The organism is Loktanella sp. DJP18, from assembly GCF_049310965.1.
Classification (GTDB): Bacteria; Pseudomonadota; Alphaproteobacteria; order Rhodobacterales; family Rhodobacteraceae; genus Loktanella.
In genome coordinates, this window is record NZ_JBMERN010000085.1 from 1 (window position 1) to 16438 (window position 16438).

The 16438-nt window shown below is 58.6% G+C and carries 18 protein-coding genes and 2 pseudogenes; 7 read left to right on the forward strand and 13 right to left on the reverse strand.

The genetic code is table 11. The features are described from left to right. The 11 genes from ACOI1H_RS18235 to ACOI1H_RS18285 form a co-directional block, all read right to left on the reverse strand. Positions 1 to 924 (reverse strand): exo-alpha-sialidase (locus ACOI1H_RS18235; RefSeq protein ID WP_422439258.1); only part of this gene is annotated, 924 nt, incomplete at its 3' end. 100 nt (positions 925 to 1024) lie between these two features. After that, the gene (locus tag ACOI1H_RS18240) at positions 1025 to 1372 is read right to left on the reverse strand and encodes a hypothetical protein (RefSeq protein ID WP_422439259.1); all 348 of its coding nucleotides are present in this window, start codon (positions 1370 to 1372) and stop codon (positions 1025 to 1027) included. A 216-nt stretch (positions 1373 to 1588) separates the two neighbouring features. Beyond that, positions 1589 to 2326, reverse strand: a complete 738-nt coding sequence (locus tag ACOI1H_RS18245) for a cytochrome c biogenesis CcdA family protein (protein WP_422439260.1) — start codon at positions 2324 to 2326, stop codon at positions 1589 to 1591. A gap of 2 nt (positions 2327 to 2328) precedes the next feature. After that, positions 2329 to 2817, reverse strand: coding sequence for a hypothetical protein (locus tag ACOI1H_RS18250; RefSeq protein ID WP_422439261.1), 489 nt, complete (start codon positions 2815 to 2817; stop codon positions 2329 to 2331). Then, entirely contained in the window at positions 2814 to 3479 is a 666-nt protein-coding gene (locus tag ACOI1H_RS18255; protein ID WP_422439262.1) for an SCO family protein, read from the reverse strand. Before ACOI1H_RS18255 ends, ACOI1H_RS18250 begins: the two co-directional genes overlap by 4 nt. Positions 3480 to 3652: 173 nt before the next feature. Further along, positions 3653 to 3931: a hypothetical protein gene (locus ACOI1H_RS18260; protein ID WP_422439263.1), complete on the reverse strand. Its 279-nt coding sequence runs from the start codon at positions 3929 to 3931 to the stop codon at positions 3653 to 3655. A 69-nt stretch (positions 3932 to 4000) separates the two neighbouring features. Further along, positions 4001 to 4522 (reverse strand): TlpA family protein disulfide reductase, encoded by a 522-nt coding sequence (locus ACOI1H_RS18265; RefSeq protein WP_422439264.1) that lies wholly within the window; start codon positions 4520 to 4522, stop codon positions 4001 to 4003. After that, positions 4519 to 5109, reverse strand: coding sequence for a DsbE family thiol:disulfide interchange protein (locus tag ACOI1H_RS18270; protein WP_422439265.1), 591 nt, complete (start codon positions 5107 to 5109; stop codon positions 4519 to 4521). The genes ACOI1H_RS18265 and ACOI1H_RS18270 overlap by 4 nt, the downstream gene beginning before the upstream one ends. 241 nt (positions 5110 to 5350) lie before the next feature. Next, positions 5351 to 5473, reverse strand: coding sequence for a hypothetical protein (locus ACOI1H_RS18275; RefSeq protein ID WP_422439266.1), 123 nt, complete (start codon positions 5471 to 5473; stop codon positions 5351 to 5353). 196 nt (positions 5474 to 5669) lie between these two features. Further along, complete coding sequence (locus tag ACOI1H_RS18280) at positions 5670 to 6023, reverse strand: hypothetical protein (protein WP_422439267.1); 354 nt, start codon at positions 6021 to 6023, stop codon at positions 5670 to 5672. Between the two features lie 277 nt (positions 6024 to 6300). Next, on the reverse strand, positions 6301 to 6735 hold the full coding sequence (locus ACOI1H_RS18285; RefSeq protein WP_422439268.1) for a Fur family transcriptional regulator: 435 nt from the start codon (positions 6733 to 6735) through the stop codon (positions 6301 to 6303). Between the two features lie 185 nt (positions 6736 to 6920). Between ACOI1H_RS18285 and ACOI1H_RS18290 the strand changes: the two genes are divergently transcribed. The 4 genes from ACOI1H_RS18290 to ACOI1H_RS18305 all read left to right on the forward strand — a co-directional run bounded on the left by ACOI1H_RS18290 (position 6921) and on the right by ACOI1H_RS18305 (position 10590). Then, positions 6921 to 7775, forward strand: coding sequence for a metal ABC transporter substrate-binding protein (locus tag ACOI1H_RS18290; RefSeq protein ID WP_422439275.1), 855 nt, complete (start codon positions 6921 to 6923; stop codon positions 7773 to 7775). Between the two features lie 102 nt (positions 7776 to 7877). Further along, positions 7878 to 8846 (forward strand): manganese/iron ABC transporter ATP-binding protein, encoded by a 969-nt coding sequence (locus tag ACOI1H_RS18295; protein WP_422439269.1) that lies wholly within the window; start codon positions 7878 to 7880, stop codon positions 8844 to 8846. Next, positions 8843 to 9742, forward strand: coding sequence for a metal ABC transporter permease (locus ACOI1H_RS18300; protein ID WP_422439270.1), 900 nt, complete (start codon positions 8843 to 8845; stop codon positions 9740 to 9742). Before ACOI1H_RS18295 ends, ACOI1H_RS18300 begins: the two co-directional genes overlap by 4 nt. Beyond that, entirely contained in the window at positions 9739 to 10590 is an 852-nt protein-coding gene (locus ACOI1H_RS18305) for a metal ABC transporter permease (RefSeq protein ID WP_422439271.1), read from the forward strand. The genes ACOI1H_RS18300 and ACOI1H_RS18305 overlap by 4 nt, the downstream gene beginning before the upstream one ends. A gap of 313 nt (positions 10591 to 10903) precedes the next feature. Here the strand turns inward: ACOI1H_RS18305 and ACOI1H_RS18310 are convergent, their stop codons facing one another. Further along, a complete protein-coding gene (locus ACOI1H_RS18310; RefSeq protein WP_422439272.1) occupies positions 10904 to 12571 on the reverse strand; it encodes a phospholipase D-like domain-containing protein in 1668 nt (555 codons plus the stop codon). 127 nt (positions 12572 to 12698) lie between these two features. Between ACOI1H_RS18310 and ACOI1H_RS18315 the strand changes: the two are divergent. After that, a pseudogene (locus ACOI1H_RS18315) lies at positions 12699 to 12809 on the forward strand (catalase); the annotation flags it as partial. A gap of 330 nt (positions 12810 to 13139) precedes the next feature. Next, positions 13140 to 13913: a PRC-barrel domain-containing protein gene (locus ACOI1H_RS18320; RefSeq protein ID WP_422439273.1), complete on the forward strand. Its 774-nt coding sequence runs from the start codon at positions 13140 to 13142 to the stop codon at positions 13911 to 13913. 278 nt (positions 13914 to 14191) lie between these two features. Here ACOI1H_RS18320 and ACOI1H_RS18325 read toward each other — a convergent pair. After that, a pseudogene (locus ACOI1H_RS18325) lies at positions 14192 to 14593 on the reverse strand (transposase); the annotation flags it as partial. Between the two features lie 152 nt (positions 14594 to 14745). Between ACOI1H_RS18325 and ACOI1H_RS18330 the strand changes: the two are divergent. Next, entirely contained in the window at positions 14746 to 16050 is a 1305-nt protein-coding gene (locus ACOI1H_RS18330; protein WP_422439274.1) for a PQQ-dependent sugar dehydrogenase, read from the forward strand. Positions 16051 to 16438 lie beyond the last annotated feature (388 nt).

Consider the following 16438-nt stretch of genomic DNA (forward strand, 5'->3'; position numbering starts at 1 on the left):
ATTTTCCTTGGTAAAGGTGAGGAGTGACCAGTTGGCACCGCCATCGCGTGTATCGCTCAGGCCATCGGGTCGCGCGGCCACGACGTGAAGAGGATCGGTGGGATCGACAGCAAGGGCCGTGATCGGCTCTGGCGACATAAGCGCCCAGTTTAAGCCTGCGTCGGTCGAAGCCCAAAGGCCAGTTTCCAGGCCCGCGTAAAGCTGTTCTGGGGCAGCGTTGGCGAGGCCAAGATTTCGAACGGGAATGCCGGCTGGCAAGGGAGCCGTCAGTGCTGGTGTTTGTCCGGCCGCCAGCGCATCCATTGCATCGCCCGCCGTCACGTCCTGCCATCGGCAAAAGCAGTCAGGTACGCGGGTCAGGCCGGCGGCTGTGCCAGCATAAAGCCAAATGCCACCCATGCCGGTTTGGCTCGCGACCGAGACAAGACTTAGCACGTCATGTTCGGCCCCATCGAGGTAGGGACGATCCATGACGAACGTCCAGGTGTCGCCCGCATCCTCGCTGCGCCACAGGCCATCGCCGGCCAGCATTGCATAAAGCATATCAGGTGCCTCGGCCGCCATTGTGACTGACAGGACCGGCGAAGCAGGCAAGCCCGTATCGGCCTTGGTCCAGCTTTCGCCACCATCCGTACTGCGACGCAGGCCGCCATCGCGCAGGGCGGCGTAAAGAGTTCCGGGGCGCTCGGGATGGCTGGTCAGCGACACGATCGCGCCGGGATCAGCAAGCGGGGTTGCGTCCGTATCTGCGATCCGCCAGAGCCCTTCGTCCGACGCGGCCACGATCGCCCCGTCATCAAAGATCACGGCTTGGAAGGTCAGTGGATCGGTCGCGGCCAACGACGTTTGCGGCGTCGCCAATGCCAAGCCAATGGCGGCAAGACTGGACGATAGCACGCATCGGCGCGTGAGAGAGTTTAACATGGCAGTAAATCCTGAAGGAAAACGGTCAGTCAGACGCTTGCCAGCCGCTCAGCAGCAAACAAGACGACACCGGACCGTCACCCCATAGAGGCGCGGCCGGTCAGATCAGGAGGGTGCTTCGCGGAGGGGTAGGATCGACGCCAATGTCGAGCCCCTTAAGACTGCGATCGGCCACTGCTACCAAACCCGAACTCCGCATTGTTTTCACGGCACCGTCCGGGCTGTTCATAGCCAACAGGACAGGTGTGGTGCAGTCCAGGTCGCAGGCCACCGTTGCTGTCTTACCTGTCATGCAAGCTGGGCAGTTGTCGTCTTCAGCCACTGCTGCGTTCATGTCGCGGCCTGCCATGTCGAAAGACATGCTGGCATTGGAAACGTCATGCAGCATCACCCCGCCCAAAAGAACAAGAGACAAACAAAGCGTGGCAAGGCGGATCCAAAGGCGCATAGGTATCAGATAGGGGCTTGAACGGACTCTGTCCATTTTTTTGACCATTATCGCATTCACAAGTTCATTAGCTTGGAAGGCCCGGGAGCGACGCCCTACGGCATTGCAGGTTGATAACTTATTGGGAACTCTGTTTCAGGCGCGATGGCTGGTTATGGCCCACGACCTGGACTCATTCTTGGTGAATATGCGCAGGAGGGCTTGCGGCCATGTCGGTCACCCGATCGTCGAGAGGAACGGGAAGGTGCCCAGCATCCAGTAGGCCATCCGCGAGAGCTGTCCGGTCAAAATGGCCAGACCCATCAGAACCATGGCGATGCCCGCCCCTTTGTACAGCCAGCGCCCGGCTTTGCCGATGCCACGGATCCGTGCCGCGATGGCGTCGGTGAATAGGGCGGCCAAGAGAAACGGCACACCAAGCCCTGCGGAATAGATCGCCAGCAGCCAGATCCCGTTGGACATTCCGCCCGCTGTCGAGCTGAGTGTGAGGATCGCGCCAAGGATTGGGCCGATGCAGGGGGTCCAGCCAAAGGCAAATGCAAGACCGAGCACATAGGCCCCCAGCGGGCGACCGCCGGGGATATTCAGGGCAAGCCGGGTGTCGCGCGACAGGGCCGGGATGCGGAACAGGCCCAGCATGACCAGCCCGAACAGAATGATAATCCCGCCGCCCAGATAGTTCAGCTCTGCCCGCCACGTCAGGAGCAGCGACCCCAACGCGCTTGCGCCAGCACCAAGTGCGATGAAGACCGTCGAGAACCCCAGAACGAAACAGGCGCTTAGCCCCAAGGCCCCGGCGCGGGCACGTAGCCCGACAGACGGTGTTGTCCGCAGGCCAGGTTGACCGGCGATATAGGACACATAGCCGGGCACCAAAGGCAGCACGCAGGGCGACAGAAACGAAATCGCCCCTGCCAGAAACGCTGCAAAAATGCCAATGCCAGAAATATCCATGCTTAAGCTCGGTCTGTTGGCACGTGACGCGCGGCCCACCAGAATCCCGCTAATGGGATGACGATCCATTGCAGCACGGGCGACAGGCCTGCATCAAGCACCGGAATGATCGGCATCAGATCCGAGTAGGCCCAGGCGGCCCGGATCACAATATTGAGCCACTCGCTGAACAGGGTATAGCCAAGCCCAAATGCGACCGCGAGGATTGTCACGCGATGCCGCGTTGCCGCAACAAAGGGCCAGCCGCGACCGGTCAGCATCAGGGCCAGCATCAGCGCGCTCATCCCGATCAGGATGTCACCGCCGGTACAGTGAACGGCGGCAAAGACGATCTCGCCCCATGTGCCATCGTTCCAGATGGTATAGAGCGGCATATGAGCAAATTCCCAGACCAGATGCGCCGGGATGATCACTGCGAAATAGCGACGCAACGCGCCCAACGATATTTGGGAGCCGACGACAGGCGACGCTGCGAATGCACACGAATTCATTGAAAGACACCGGTCACTCGGTCCCACCAACTGGCTTCGCGCGACTGATGCTGATTATTGCTAATCAACTCGCTGACATACAGGATCAGGTTCACATTGCTGAACTCCATGCCGTGAAACTTGCCCGCAAGGCGTCCGCCAGTGTCGATGACATGGGTCACAGCACCATGCATCATCATGTCGCTTTCTGCTGTCATCGTAAATTCCAGCCCATAATTCTTGGCTAACCGCCGTGTGGTATCGTCGGTCTGGTCCGGGGTCTTGGTCAGCATGACCCAGTTGCTAGTATCAAGGCCATGCAGATCGGCATAATCGCGCAGGACATCCGGCGTATCGTTGACCGGATCCGTCGTGACCGAGATGAACCGAACAAGATCCTTCATCGGGCCATTATTGATCGACGCCTGGATCGCCGCGATGTTTTGGGAATGCAGCGGGCAGACGTCGGGACAACTGGCGTAGATAAAGTTCAGAACCACAATCTTGTCGTCGAAGTCCGACAGGCTGATTGGCTTACCGTCAGCGTCCTGCAAGGCAAACGGCGGCGCTGCAGCGTCGATGATCTGGAAATATTGCTCCATCTCCATCATGCGGGCATCCAGATTTTCGCCCGGATGGTTGGCCAAGGCCGGTGTGGCGGCCGCTGCGGCGAGGGCGGCCAAGGCGGCACGCCGTGTCAGAGTATTCAATGTTTTGTCCTTTGGTTTGGCAACCTGCCGGTTCAGAAACCGGGAAGGCAATCGCAGGCTTCAGCGCTCAGATTTATGGCGTGGTCTGATCCTGAGCGCAGGCCGCGCATAAGGAGGGTTATTGGGTTTACAGAAAACCGAAACCATCAATCGGGTGACGCCGTCTCCGTCGATTTTAAACAGCTCTTGCCGGAGCCGCCCTTCATGCACAAACCCAGTCCACACATCGCGGCGCAGGGTGCAAAACCAACAATCAGCGGCGCTGCGCCGATCGCCGTCAGCCAACCCCAGTTCATGGCCATACCGCTGCCAATCACAGTCGCGGCACCCGCAAACATCAGCCGCTTGCGCGTCATCCATTGCAGCGGTGCGCGACCCGCAGATATCTCGGGCTTTGCAGGCAAACTTTGAGACATATCCGTCATTTCGATTCTCCATTCGATGTTGCGTAGGTAGTCCTTCCAGTAAAAGGAAGGTCAAGGCGAGGTTTGCGTCTATTGCGGCGGGTCGATGTAGCCTTTCAGGAAGTTGACCATCTCCGTGTCGTCCCATTCCGCAGGGCCAACCAGACGGCCGAGTTCTCGACCCGTGGCGTCGATCAGGATCGTTGTTGGCAATCCCACAGTGCGCAGCGCTGTCGCCGATAGCATCGTCTTGTCGACATACATGCCCAGATGCGTCACACCGATCTCGTCATAGAACCGGCGCACGGGGGGCACACCTGCCTGGTCGACCGACAGCGCCACGACCTCGAAACGGTCGCTGCCAAGGCTGGCTTGCAGCGATTCCAGAGTCGGCATTTCTTCACGACAAGGGACGCACCACGTGGCCCAGACGTTCAGCAAGATCACCTTGCCTTGAAAGTCCGCCATCTCCATCCGGTTGCCGTCTTCGGTGACAAAACGCACATTGGCGACCTCCTGCGGTTCGTCGTGAACCGCGAACCCCTGCGGGGCTGCAACGGTGGCACCAGCCGAGGCCAGAAACAGGGCGGCTGCCAGCTTAAAAGAACTCATTGTGATACCTCCTTGGGGGCGGATGTTTTGAGCTGCCGCACGATCGGCAGCAGCGTGTCATTTAAAATGGTCTGCGAGATAGGGCCCACATGACGGTATGCAATCGTGCCATCGGCGGCGACGATGTAGGTTTCAGGCACGCCGTACACGCCCCATTCGATCCCGGTGCGACCATTCGTGTCGGCCCCAATGCGGGTATAAGGATCGCCCAGCTCGTCCAGCCACGCCCGCGCCTGTTCCGGTGGGTCTTTGTAATTAATGCCATAGAGCGGCACTTCGCCCGTTGTGCTGAACGCCATGAATACCGGATGTTCGGCGCGGCAGGGCACACACCATGACGCGAACACATTGACGATCGACACATGGCCGACAAGGTCCTGTGTCGATAGTCCTTCGTTGCGTCCAAGAACCGGAGGCAGGGCAAACGTCGGAACCTGTTTGCCGATCAAGGCGGATGGCAAAGTGCTTGGCCCATTGAGCAATCCCCACGCGAACGTGGCAAGTAGTGCCAATGTCAAAATCGGTACCACCACGAGGACAGAGATCCGGCGACGCGCAACGGGCGATTGACCGGGTGTTTCGGTCATGGCCGGCCTCCTGATGTGTCGGTGCCGTTCAATGTGTGGACAGCCATCATCAGCCTGCCAAAAGCAGTCGGGTGCTGCCCGGCAGGCATGCCAGGACACTTGATCATTTGTTGCTCCATTTGTTTTGAAGCCATCTGCATAACAAGTCAGATCCGGCGATGCCGATCAGGACCAAAAACACAAGGAATGCCCAAGCTAATCCCATGGCCAAAAGGCTGTTGCCGCTTCTTTCCAACATCGGCTACAGCAGCTTATTTTTGTCTGAGCGGATATATTTGAGCAACGCAACCACGGCGAGGATCAAGACCGCCACGATCAGCAGCCAGACCAAGGCCATGCCGATCATCATTCCACCATTCATCATAACGTGTTCCTTTTTTCTCGTGAGGTTTGCCTGGCGCGAGCGACGTGCCAGTGGGTTCTTCACATGACGATACGGCAAGGCGCGTCAGCGATAGATCCCGAGGACAGATGATTGGGCAAAATTTCTAGGGTTCGCACTCACCGGCATAGCGGTCGGTGCAGTCTACCTGATCCAACTGGTCAGGAGTTTTGCGTCCTCAGAATATCCGTCGCGGCGGCGACGGATTGATCGCCGAAATAAAGCTGCTCAATGCATCCGCTGCAGTGCTTTCGACACGATTTTCAGCAGGTTTGATGAAGGTCAGCAGATCCGACTGCGTCAGGGAAAAACCGATAGCATTTGCAGGGCATGGCACGGTGCATGCCTCTTGGCAGGGTGCACTATCGCCACGCTTGAGTGCCGTGGCTTGATCGCAAGCGTCAATTACATCAACGCTGCTGACCGACTCGAACGAGGCCATGTCGGACGTGGCGGCATAGCTGGCACCGGGAGCCACAACGGCTCCAACAACGGTGGTAATCACGAAAATCAAGGCAATCAGGTGCTTCATGCGGGTCAGATGCGGCCTTCCAGTAGGGGGAAGTCAAGTCACCATCTTGTCAATTGCCCGTTGCTTCGTAGAAAACGCGCTCATGTTGTGATCGTCGATGTTGCCGACAATCTCATCGTTTGAAGGTGTGGCCTAACTTTGGGGGGGGCGATGGTCATCGTTGCACCGGGGGTGGCCGCCCAGGACGGGTAAGGATATGGAAATAATATCAGCGATTTGAGCCAATATTACTGGCATAATGTATAAACATAATTATGCGATGCGTCGCTGATGCTTCTTACGGCTTTCGACGTCCACGCAGGATCGTATGCTGGCTGACAATGTCATACCCGAGATCATTGACGATACGGGCGCGGAGCTCGGACATTTCTCGGCCCGGTATTTCAATCAGCTCGCCCGTGTCGATATCTATGAGGTGATCATGATCCCGGTTCGGGGTCATTTCGTAACGAGCCGGGGCATCGTCGAAGGTAAGTTTACGGATTAGCCCCGCGGTCTCTAGCACCGCCATTGTGCGGTAGATGGTGGCAACAGAAACAGTGTCATCCAGTTGTCGCGCCTTGTCATAGACATCGTCGACAGTAGGGTGATCCGTTGTTGCTGCAAGAATAGTCAGCACGGACGTGCGTTGCTGCGTTGCGCGCAGCCCGACTTCTCGCAAGATCTGCGCAGGGTCAGCAGAAACTTCGTGAAAATGTGGCTTGGCTATCATGCCGAAACTCTAACGCTGAGAGATGCCGATGGCAACAACTTGCAAATCGTTCTCATTAACATTGACTGTTGCGACTGCTTCGCATTTACATACGGAATATGACCGAACAGGAGCGACCCATGTCTCGACCCGTTTTCCGATCCGCTGCCTTTGCCGCGACGATCGCATCCACATCGCTTTTTGCCATGCAGGCCGCTGCACAGGACGCAGGCAAGAAGTTCAAAGTCGTCACGACGTTCACGATTCTTCAGGACATGGCCCAGAACGTGGCGGGGGATGCCGCAGAGGTCGTGTCGATCACCAAGCCTGGCGCTGAGATTCACGGCTATGAACCGACGCCGCAGGATATCGTACGGGCCAGCGAAGGGGACCTGATACTTTACAACGGTATGAATCTCGAACTCTGGTTTGAGCAATTCATCAATAATCTCGGCGACATGCCGTCTGCGGTCCTAACCGAAGGGATTGAGCCGATGTCGATTGCCGCAGGCGAGTACGAGGGCAAACCAAACCCACACGGCTGGATGGGTCTCGATAACGCGGTCATCTATGTCGACAACATTCGCGATGCGCTGTCCGAATACGATTCCGACAATGCAGACCTGTACGCGGCGAACGCGGAAAACTACAAACAGCAGATCCGCGACACCGTCGGACCACTCCGCGAGCGGATAATGGCACTGCCTGAGGATGACCGGTGGCTTGTGTCCTGTGAGGGTGCGTTCAGCTACCTTGCCAAGGATTTCGGTCTCAAGGAACTGTATTTGTGGCCGATTAATGCTGACCAGACCGGCACGCCGCAACAAGTGCGCAAGGTCATCGACGGTGTCCGCGAGAATGACATTCCGGCGGTGTTCTGCGAGTCGACCGTGAACCAGGCCCCAGCGGAGCAGGTGGCGCGTGAAACTGGGGCGAAATACGGCGGCATGCTTTATGTCGATAGCCTGACGGAGGCTGATGGCCCCGTACCAACCTATCTCGATTTGCTGCGTGTCGATGCGCAGACCATTGCGGACGCCCTTTCACCGCAGACAAACTGACGGTTACGACAGGCTTGATACTCTAAATCGCCGCGGACCGTTGTCCGTGGCGGTCAACCTTCGTTCCGGCACTGACAAAACCGACCCTAAGGACACAATGTGATGCTCGATGACTTCCAAGTGCCAGCATTTGACACCGCTGCCGACGGTCCTGCAGGAGGTATTATGGTGCGTGATGTCACCGTCACCTACCGCAATGGTCACACAGCCCTGCATGACGCCAGTTTCGAAATTCCGCGTGGCACGATCACGGCGCTGGTCGGCATTAACGGGGCCGGGAAATCAACGCTGTTCAAGGCGATCATGGGCTTCGTCCCCGCAGCACGCGGTGAAATCAGACTGCTTGGTAAAACAGTGAAGGAGGCACTGGCCGCCAACCTTGTTGCTTACGTCCCCCAATCCGAAGAAGTCGACTGGGCATTCCCCGTGCTGGTCGAGGATGTGGTCATGATGGGTCGCTATGGGCACATGGGGTTTCTGCGTCGTGCATCGAAAGTAGATCACGCAGCGGTCAATTCCGCGCTCGAACGTGTCGGCATGGCCGACTTTCGTAAGCGCCAGATTGGTGAGTTGTCGGGCGGTCAACGCAAGCGCGTGTTTCTGGCCAGGTCGTTGGCACAAGACGGTCAGGTCATTCTGCTCGACGAGCCCTTTACCGGCGTCGACGTCAAGACGGAGGAACAGATCATTGCCCTGCTGCGTGAGCTGAAAGACGAGGGGCGGGTGATGCTGGTGTCGACCCACAACCTCGGCTCGGTGCCGGAATTCTGCGACCGTGCTGTCTTGGTCAAGGGCACAGTCCTGGACTACGGCCCGACGGAGACGACATTCACGCGCGACAAACTGGAACGGGCGTTCGGCGGGGTGCTCCGACACTTCACGCTGGGCGGCCGCGATCTGCATGATGACAACGACAGTCGCGAGGTGACGATCATCAGCGACGATGAACGCCCATTTGTCCAATATGGCGAGAAGCGTTCCATCCTGCCCGCCGCCGACCGCGTCTTGCGCGACACGGGACATGAGCACGCCCTAGACATGCCGGCGGACAAGGAGGGGGAAAAGCGATGATCGAGACCCTGCTAGAGCCGTTTTCCTACGCCTACATGTTCAATGCCATGTGGGTATCGTCACTGGTGGGCGGCGTTTGCGCTTTTTTGTCTTGCTATTTAATGCTGAAAGGCTGGTCGTTAATCGGCGATGCTTTGGCACACTCGGTCGTGCCTGGCGTAGCAGCGGCCTATATCTTTGGTTTTCCCTTCGCGCTTGGTGCGTTCGTAGCCGGCGGTCTTGCGGCAGGGTCTATGCTGTTCCTGTCCGAACGCTCAGGCCTCAAAATCGATGTAATCATCGGCATCATCTTTACCTCTTTCTTCGGCCTTGGGCTATTTATGGTATCGCTGTCACCGATGTCAGTCAGCATCCAGACGATCATCATGGGCAACATTCTGGCGATTACGCCCGGCGACACGCTACAGCTGGCGATCATCGGCTTCACGGCGCTCGTCGTACTGCTGGCCAAATGGAAAGATCTGATGGTGGTGTTCTTCGACGAGAACCACGCCCGGACGATCGGTTTGCGACCTGAGCTGCTGAAAGCCGTCTACTTTGCCTTGCTGGCCGCTGCGATCGTCGCGGCGATGATCACCGTGGGTGCCTTTCTGGTCATCGCATTGGTCGTCACACCCGGTGCTACGGCTTATCTTCTGTGCGACCGTTTTCCGCGCCTGATCGTCGTCTCGGTTCTGATCGGCACGATCACCAGCTTTCTGGGCACCTACGCCAGCTACTTCCTCGACGGAGCCACCGGCGGTGTGATCGTCACGCTGCAAACGATCATCTTCCTGATTACTTTCGTTTTTGCGCCGAAACACGGGATGCTGGCCGCACGTCGCAAGGCCGCACAAGCACTGGAGCCTGGGCCGTCGGCTAGCTCACCCTTGACACAAGATGAGGTCCGCACGTGATCGACACCTTGCTGCAACCGTTCCAGTTCCCGTTCATGCAGAACGCGCTCTGGATTTGCCTATTCGTGGCACCGCCCACCGCGCTGCTGTCCTGCTTTTTGGTGCTGAAAGGCTGGGCCCTGATGGGCGATGCCGTCAGCCATGCCACGCTGCCCGGCATCGTACTCGCGTGGATCCTCGGCATACCGCTGATTGTGGGGGCCTTCGTCGCAGGCATGACTTGTGCGTTGGCGACTGGCTTTTTGTCGCATAACAGCCGGGTCAAGCAGGACACGGTCATGGGCGTCGTGTTCTCCGGCATGTTTGCAGTGGGCATTATCATGTACACATCGATCACGACGAACGAACACTTGGATCACATCCTGTTCGGCAACATGCTGGGCGTCGGGGCGACCGATCTGTGGACCTCCGGCGTCATCGCATTCTGTGTCACGGCGCTGCTGCTGTTGAAGTGGAAAGATCTGCTGCTGCATGCTTTTGATCCGGCGCAGGCGCAGGCATCCGGCCTGCCGACAAACGTGTTGCATTACGGCTTGCTGACGATCCTTTCCCTGACCATCGTGTCAACCCTGTCCTCCGTGGGCCTCATTCTGGCCGTGGCGCTACTCGTGACGCCGGGGGCTATCGCTTTCCTTACAGTACGCAGTTTTGACAGGATGCTGATCGTCTCTGTTACCGTCTGCATGTTCGCAATGTTAACAGGCACTTACGCAAGCTTCTTTATCGACAGTGCTCCGGCGGCGACGATTGTCCTGATCCTCACAGCCATATTCATCATGGCATTCCTGCGCCGCTTGGCTGTAGCGCACAGAACATCGCGGACGGTTATCTTGGCATCGTCACGATGAGTGTCTGATAGCGAAAGCCCAACAAAGGTCCGGGCTTTCCTATTCTGGTCATAGCGATGCCAAAAAGCTGAGTGGCAGGCGGAGGTGCAAGTCACCTGGATAAACTTCGCAAAAGCGTCAGTAATGCTGACATATCGCATAATGAGAATTATGTAATATAGATTTTTCTCCGACTGCGGCTAAAAACTGGCTTCCAATTTCCGGTCGCTCGAATTCCTTGGACTCCAATCGGCCCGACGCTGTCATTCCCGACCGGATACTGTGCCGCAGCGAGGCTCTTCGTCAACCGCCATCCACCGCGCGCGGGAGACCCTCAACGGTGCGGCTTGCGTGGCACCGATGGACGGAAAGTCCGGTCCGTGATGATGGCGGGCGCTGCGAGTGACCTACCTCTGGAGCGCCGCAACATCCGGCGACCGATCCAGATGCCGAGCGCGACACCCCCTGCCGCCAACAGGATCGTGCCAAGGCCGGCTGCCTCCAGGTGATAGGGTTCGATTGCGCGCTTGGCGGCATGCTTAGCGCGTTCGTTCGGGCTTACGCGATTTCGCGGCCAATACCGCGGATCGAGGATGCGACTGTCCGCTAGTGCCTTTTCCAGTGGGTCGAGAGGCTGCGGCTCAATCGGATAAAGGCTCCGCCCCTCCGGCATCCGCAGCGCCTCGATCGCACCGATGAGCGATCCATTCTCCCGCCATGCCGCCTGCACTGCGTCCGGGGCGAGCCCCAGATGCTCTGCCAGCAGAGAAAGTGTGAAGTGACGGATGAGGGCGCTCTCCGTCTCGGAAGCGGCCTCGATGGCGATATCGCATTCCGTGTCGAAACCCATTGAGCGGTTGTCGATATTGCTTGATCCAATCTTGAGAAACCAGTCGTCGACCACGAATACCTTGGCGTGGACATAGATCGGTGTGCCATCCGCGTTTGCAGGGTGGAAGATCCGAAAGCACCCGCCGCCGCCGCGTGTATCCGCGTCCCGCAGGCGCTCGATCATGCGGGAGCGGACCGAATGCATCGCCTCGTCCTCCAAGAAGCTCTGGGCCGACTGCGGGTTGACGATCACGATCTCCGGGCCGTCCCGTTCGGCCAGCCGCGCTTCCATTGCCTCGCACAGGGAACTGGCAGCAAGATACTGGCTCTCGACGTAGATCGTATGGCGGGCGCCGCGGATCGCGGCAAGATAGAGCTCCTCGATCTCGTTCACCAGTGGACCGTCGCCATAACGCGGCATCGTGCGGGCGATGCCGACGTCGACATCGCGGATGTCCGGCTGCAGGTCGTCAGGCCACAATGAAGTGCTCGCGGCCTGCGGCGCGCGCAATTCCTCGCCGGTGGCCAATTGCCAGCGCCTGCGCGACAACTCGCCAAGCGCCTTGGCCACAGGCCCTTCAAGCGCGGTGGTCACGTCGTGCCAAGGCTGGTGCAACGAGCCGTCAGGGTCGAGCCGGCGATCATCTTCGGGGGCGTGGTCGCGAGTATCCCAGCGCCCCGTGGTCACGTCAATCCCACCGCAAAACGCTAGGTGGTCGTCGATCACCACGATCTTCTGGTGATGACAGGCACCCGCCGGGTGATGGCTGTCAAGCGCAAGGCGGACGCGCCCGGACGCCATCTTGAGGCGCATTGTCTCCCAAGCCTGCGTGGCGACCTCAGTGAGCAGCGCGCCGTCCCACTTGAGGACATGCAGGTGCAATTCGGGACGCCGGTCCACCAAGGCTTCGAAGAAGTCCCCGAGCCGGTTCGGCCAGCCGTCGGACGCATTGCCGTCCTCGTCACTCTGCCCGGGCAGCATTTCGATGCGAAGGTCGAAGTCCCAGGCGATCAGGTAAACCGCCCGCTCGGCACGAATCAGCGCCGCGCGAAGGTGCACGAAATAATCGGCTGCATCGACGATCAGTGCGGCGCGACTGGCGCGCGCTACGCGCCAGCAGGTCGAGCCTGGTTGAAGCAGCGTGTCGGCTTGAACTCTGGTCGTCTGCATGGCTGTCCTTCGGTATCGCTTGTATTGCTGTTCGGCCATCATGCCAACGACGCAGACGTAGATTTGATCCGAAATCTAATTTAAGCGACGAAAGCGGGATGAGCTGGATTGCAGCTCCCGAAGGTTTTTTGCATCTCATACCTTCCGCTTCATCAATGCCGAGGGCAAAGGGCATTTCGTCAAGTTTCATTGGAAGCCGAAAGCCGGCCTGCAGGTGGTCCTGTGGGACGAGGCCGTCAGCCGCGCTCACCATGGCGCGGCACCCCCCACCCCTTCACTACAAATCAAGGACCAAACCCACGACCAATCAGACCATCGGGGCTCGCGGTTACAACGAACTACGCCGCACAAAGAAGCCGGATATCGGTCAGCAATCGTGATCCTGAACCAAACCAATCAAATCCGTTGCAATAAGCGGGGTCTATACACGCTCACATGCGAGCACCCCCCTTCCTCATACTTCGATGATGGAACCATCTCCCGCGCCCTGGGGTTTGTTCGATGGAAAATAAAGGAACTTACGACTTCCAAAATCCCGTAACAGATTTTTAGGAAAGTGAGAGCACCCATGCAACGCAGTTCTGATATTATCGGATACGCGCTTCGCGGAAAGGACGGCGCGATCGGCACAATTACCGATATCCTCTTCGACGACAGGCACGTTGGCCTGCGGTGGGTCGTGGTGGATACCGGCTCGTGGCTTCCCGGTCGGAAGGTCCTTCTACCGCCAACTGCGCTTGGCCCCGCCGACCCCGCGACGCGCGAGTATGCGGTCGACCTGAGCATCGACGAAATCAAGGATGCACCCGGGCTTGAAACCGACCAGCCGGTCTCCCGACAGCTTGAGACTGATATCTACGGCTTTTACGGATGGGACCCTTACTGGTACGGTGGATACGGCTACGCGATGGTCAGCGGGATGCCGCCCGCAGGCTCGGTCGTTCCGGGTCAGACTGTCGACCGCCAACAGGCAAAGGTTGCCCAAGAGCAGCAGAAAGGTGATGACCACCTGCGCAGTATTGAGGAAGTGACCGGATACTACGTCGAGGCCACCGACGACAATATCGGCCATATCGAGGATTTCGTCATCGACGAGTCCGACTGGGCTATTCGCTACCTAATGATCGACACCAAGAATTGGTGGCCGGGCAAGATGGTACTGATCTCGCCGGACTGGCTGCGCGACATCGCGTGGAGCGACGGTAAGGTCTACGTCGATGTCACGCGCGACAAGGTCAAAAGCGCGCCCGATTTTGACCCATCAATGACCATCGACCGCAAATATGAAGAAAGCATTCACACTTACTATGGCTATAGCCCATATTGGGGCGGTGTGGTGTGATCCCTGTGCATAGTACCGGATCCTAATCCCACCACGCGCTACGTATAGTAGAAAGCTCCGCGGCTCCATGAAACGGGCTCGCGGAGTGGTTTGTCCCGGCCTGCTTTTACGACCAAGTTCGTTTCAAAAAACCTGGGGAACATTTGATCAAAATCCCCGACTGCGCCAAGATTGCCGCCTGAGCGTTTTGGCGACGCCTTTCGGAGGCGAAAGCGGCCCAAGTGATGCTTTCCGTGCCGCTTATGCGAAGTCACACCTGTCTCCTGGCGGACTCGTCATCATGCCATCAGCTTTCGTCGCACCATAAACAGATTCCCGAGCGCGAATAGCGTAAAGAGCTGGTCCCGGTTCTTGGCGAGGCCGCGGTAGCGGGTCTTTACATGGCCGAGCTGGCATTTGATGACCCGGAAGGGATGCTCGACCCTGGCACGCACTTTGGCGATGATGCGGTTTGTCGTTTCCGCAATGGGGTGCAGATTGCCGTCCCTCGGGGCCTTGCGCAAGACGCCCCAGAACTGGCCAAGGCCATTGAACGTAACCGCGCGCTCGGCGCTGACGTAGCCTTTGTCGGCCCAGACCGAGGTCTCGCCGCCATGCAGCAGCGCATCCCAGACCTGGCTGTCGTGCAGTCTGGCCGTCGATGTCTCGAGGCTGTGTGTTACGCCGCTCTCGCCGTTGACATGCTGAAAGCGGGAGGTTTTTCAGATTTCCTTAAATCTCCTTCCAGAGCGCGCCCAGGGACCAAGATGCTTGATCAGTAGGCTAAATCAGGCGATCCTAGCGTCAACGGCATGCCACTTTTGGAATGTCGGCGTATATCTGGGAGGATAATATGAACTTTCGTGAAATGAACTTGCATACTCAATTGCTGGCACCGGCCCTTGCGACCGCGCTTCTGGCGGCGACGTCGACGGTGGCAGTCGCGCAAAGCGGCATGAACACGACAAGCCTGTCGTCGACTGTGGTCCTGGACGGACTTGAAAACCCCTGGGACATGGCATTTCTCGACGACGGCACGATGCTTTTTACCGAGAAATGCAAGGGCCTGTCGGTCATGATGCCCTCTGGCGACGTCACGCCTCTTCTGGGAATGGGCGGTAGCGAGGGCTACCCTGCCGTGGCGGAAGATCTGTTCTGCGAAGGCCAAGCGGGCATGATGGGTGTCGCCTTTGACCCCGATTTTGAGGACAATCGGCGGATCTACGTCTATGCGACCTCCAACATGTCTGACCCGCATACTAACCGACTGATGCGGCTTGAGGTGAACGAAGACTTCACCGGTGTGTCGGGCCGCACGGACATTGTCGATGACGTGCCGTACAAGATGGAAGCATCGGATCACCCCTTCGGTGGACCGGGCGCCCATAACGGCGGTCGTGTGCGGTTCGGGCCGGACGGCAACTTGTTCCTGACCACCGGTGACAACCACAACGAAGAACTACCCCAGAGCCCGACACTGATGGGATCCAAGGTTCTGCGCATGGATACGGATGGCAATGCCGCCGAAGGCAATGCGCCGCCGGAAGGGTTCGATCCGCGGACTTACACCTTTGGTCACCGGAATGTGCAAGGTATCGCGTTCCACCCCGAAACCGGCACGCCTATCGTCGCCGAACACGGGCCGTGGCATTCCGACGAAATCACGGTGCTTGCAAACGGTGGAAACGGTGGCTGGGACCCCCGCCAGAACATGGCTGGCCGTGGCGAATGCCCTGATGAGTATTGTGGCTATTCGCCCAATCAAGAGGAAGGGATGAACCGCTATGAACGGGCGGCCTTCATGCCGATGACTGACTTCGAGACCTATCCCGACGCGATGCCACCGATCTGGACCAATAACGGATGGTCGCAAGGCTCGTCCTCTGCTGCTTTTCTGGAAGGCGAGCAATGGGGCGACTGGAACGGTGCTATGGTGGTCGGCATCATGGGAATTGGGTTTGGCGGTACGCCGATCGGTCAGCGGATCGATGTCATGCAACTGTCCAACGATAACGGGGAAATCGCGGTCGAGGATGTGACCGAGATGACACTGCCGATGGATGCAGGACGCTTCCGGTCAGTCGTTCTGGGTCCGGACGGCAACCTCTATACCGCAGTCGACGAGGGTATGATTTACAAGCTTGCGCCCGGCAACTGAGTCGACGCCGCCACACCGCCTTCTGGCGGTGTGGCGTGCCCGGCGCATTGCTAATCGGTAACAAGCAACCCGTCTGGCACCACGTAGCGCTGGTCGTCGACGCGGATGTGGTGGGCGCCTTCCACAAGCCGCCAGTCGGTATCGGTGCCGGTGCCGACATTGTCGGGTTACCGGAAACGAACGCGCCCCGTGCAAAGGTCAGCTTCCGCGAAAAACCGTTTGCGAAGGTCAACAGAACTGTTGTTTTTCCGTCTTCGCTGCGAGAAATCGCGACGTCGCACATGCCCAACGCTTGCCCGCGCTCTTGCGCACAGGGCACTGTGCCGCTCGCTTCGATGTCACCGGCGCGAGGGGGCGCTGCACCCTCGGCGGGGACGGTTGCCTGAGC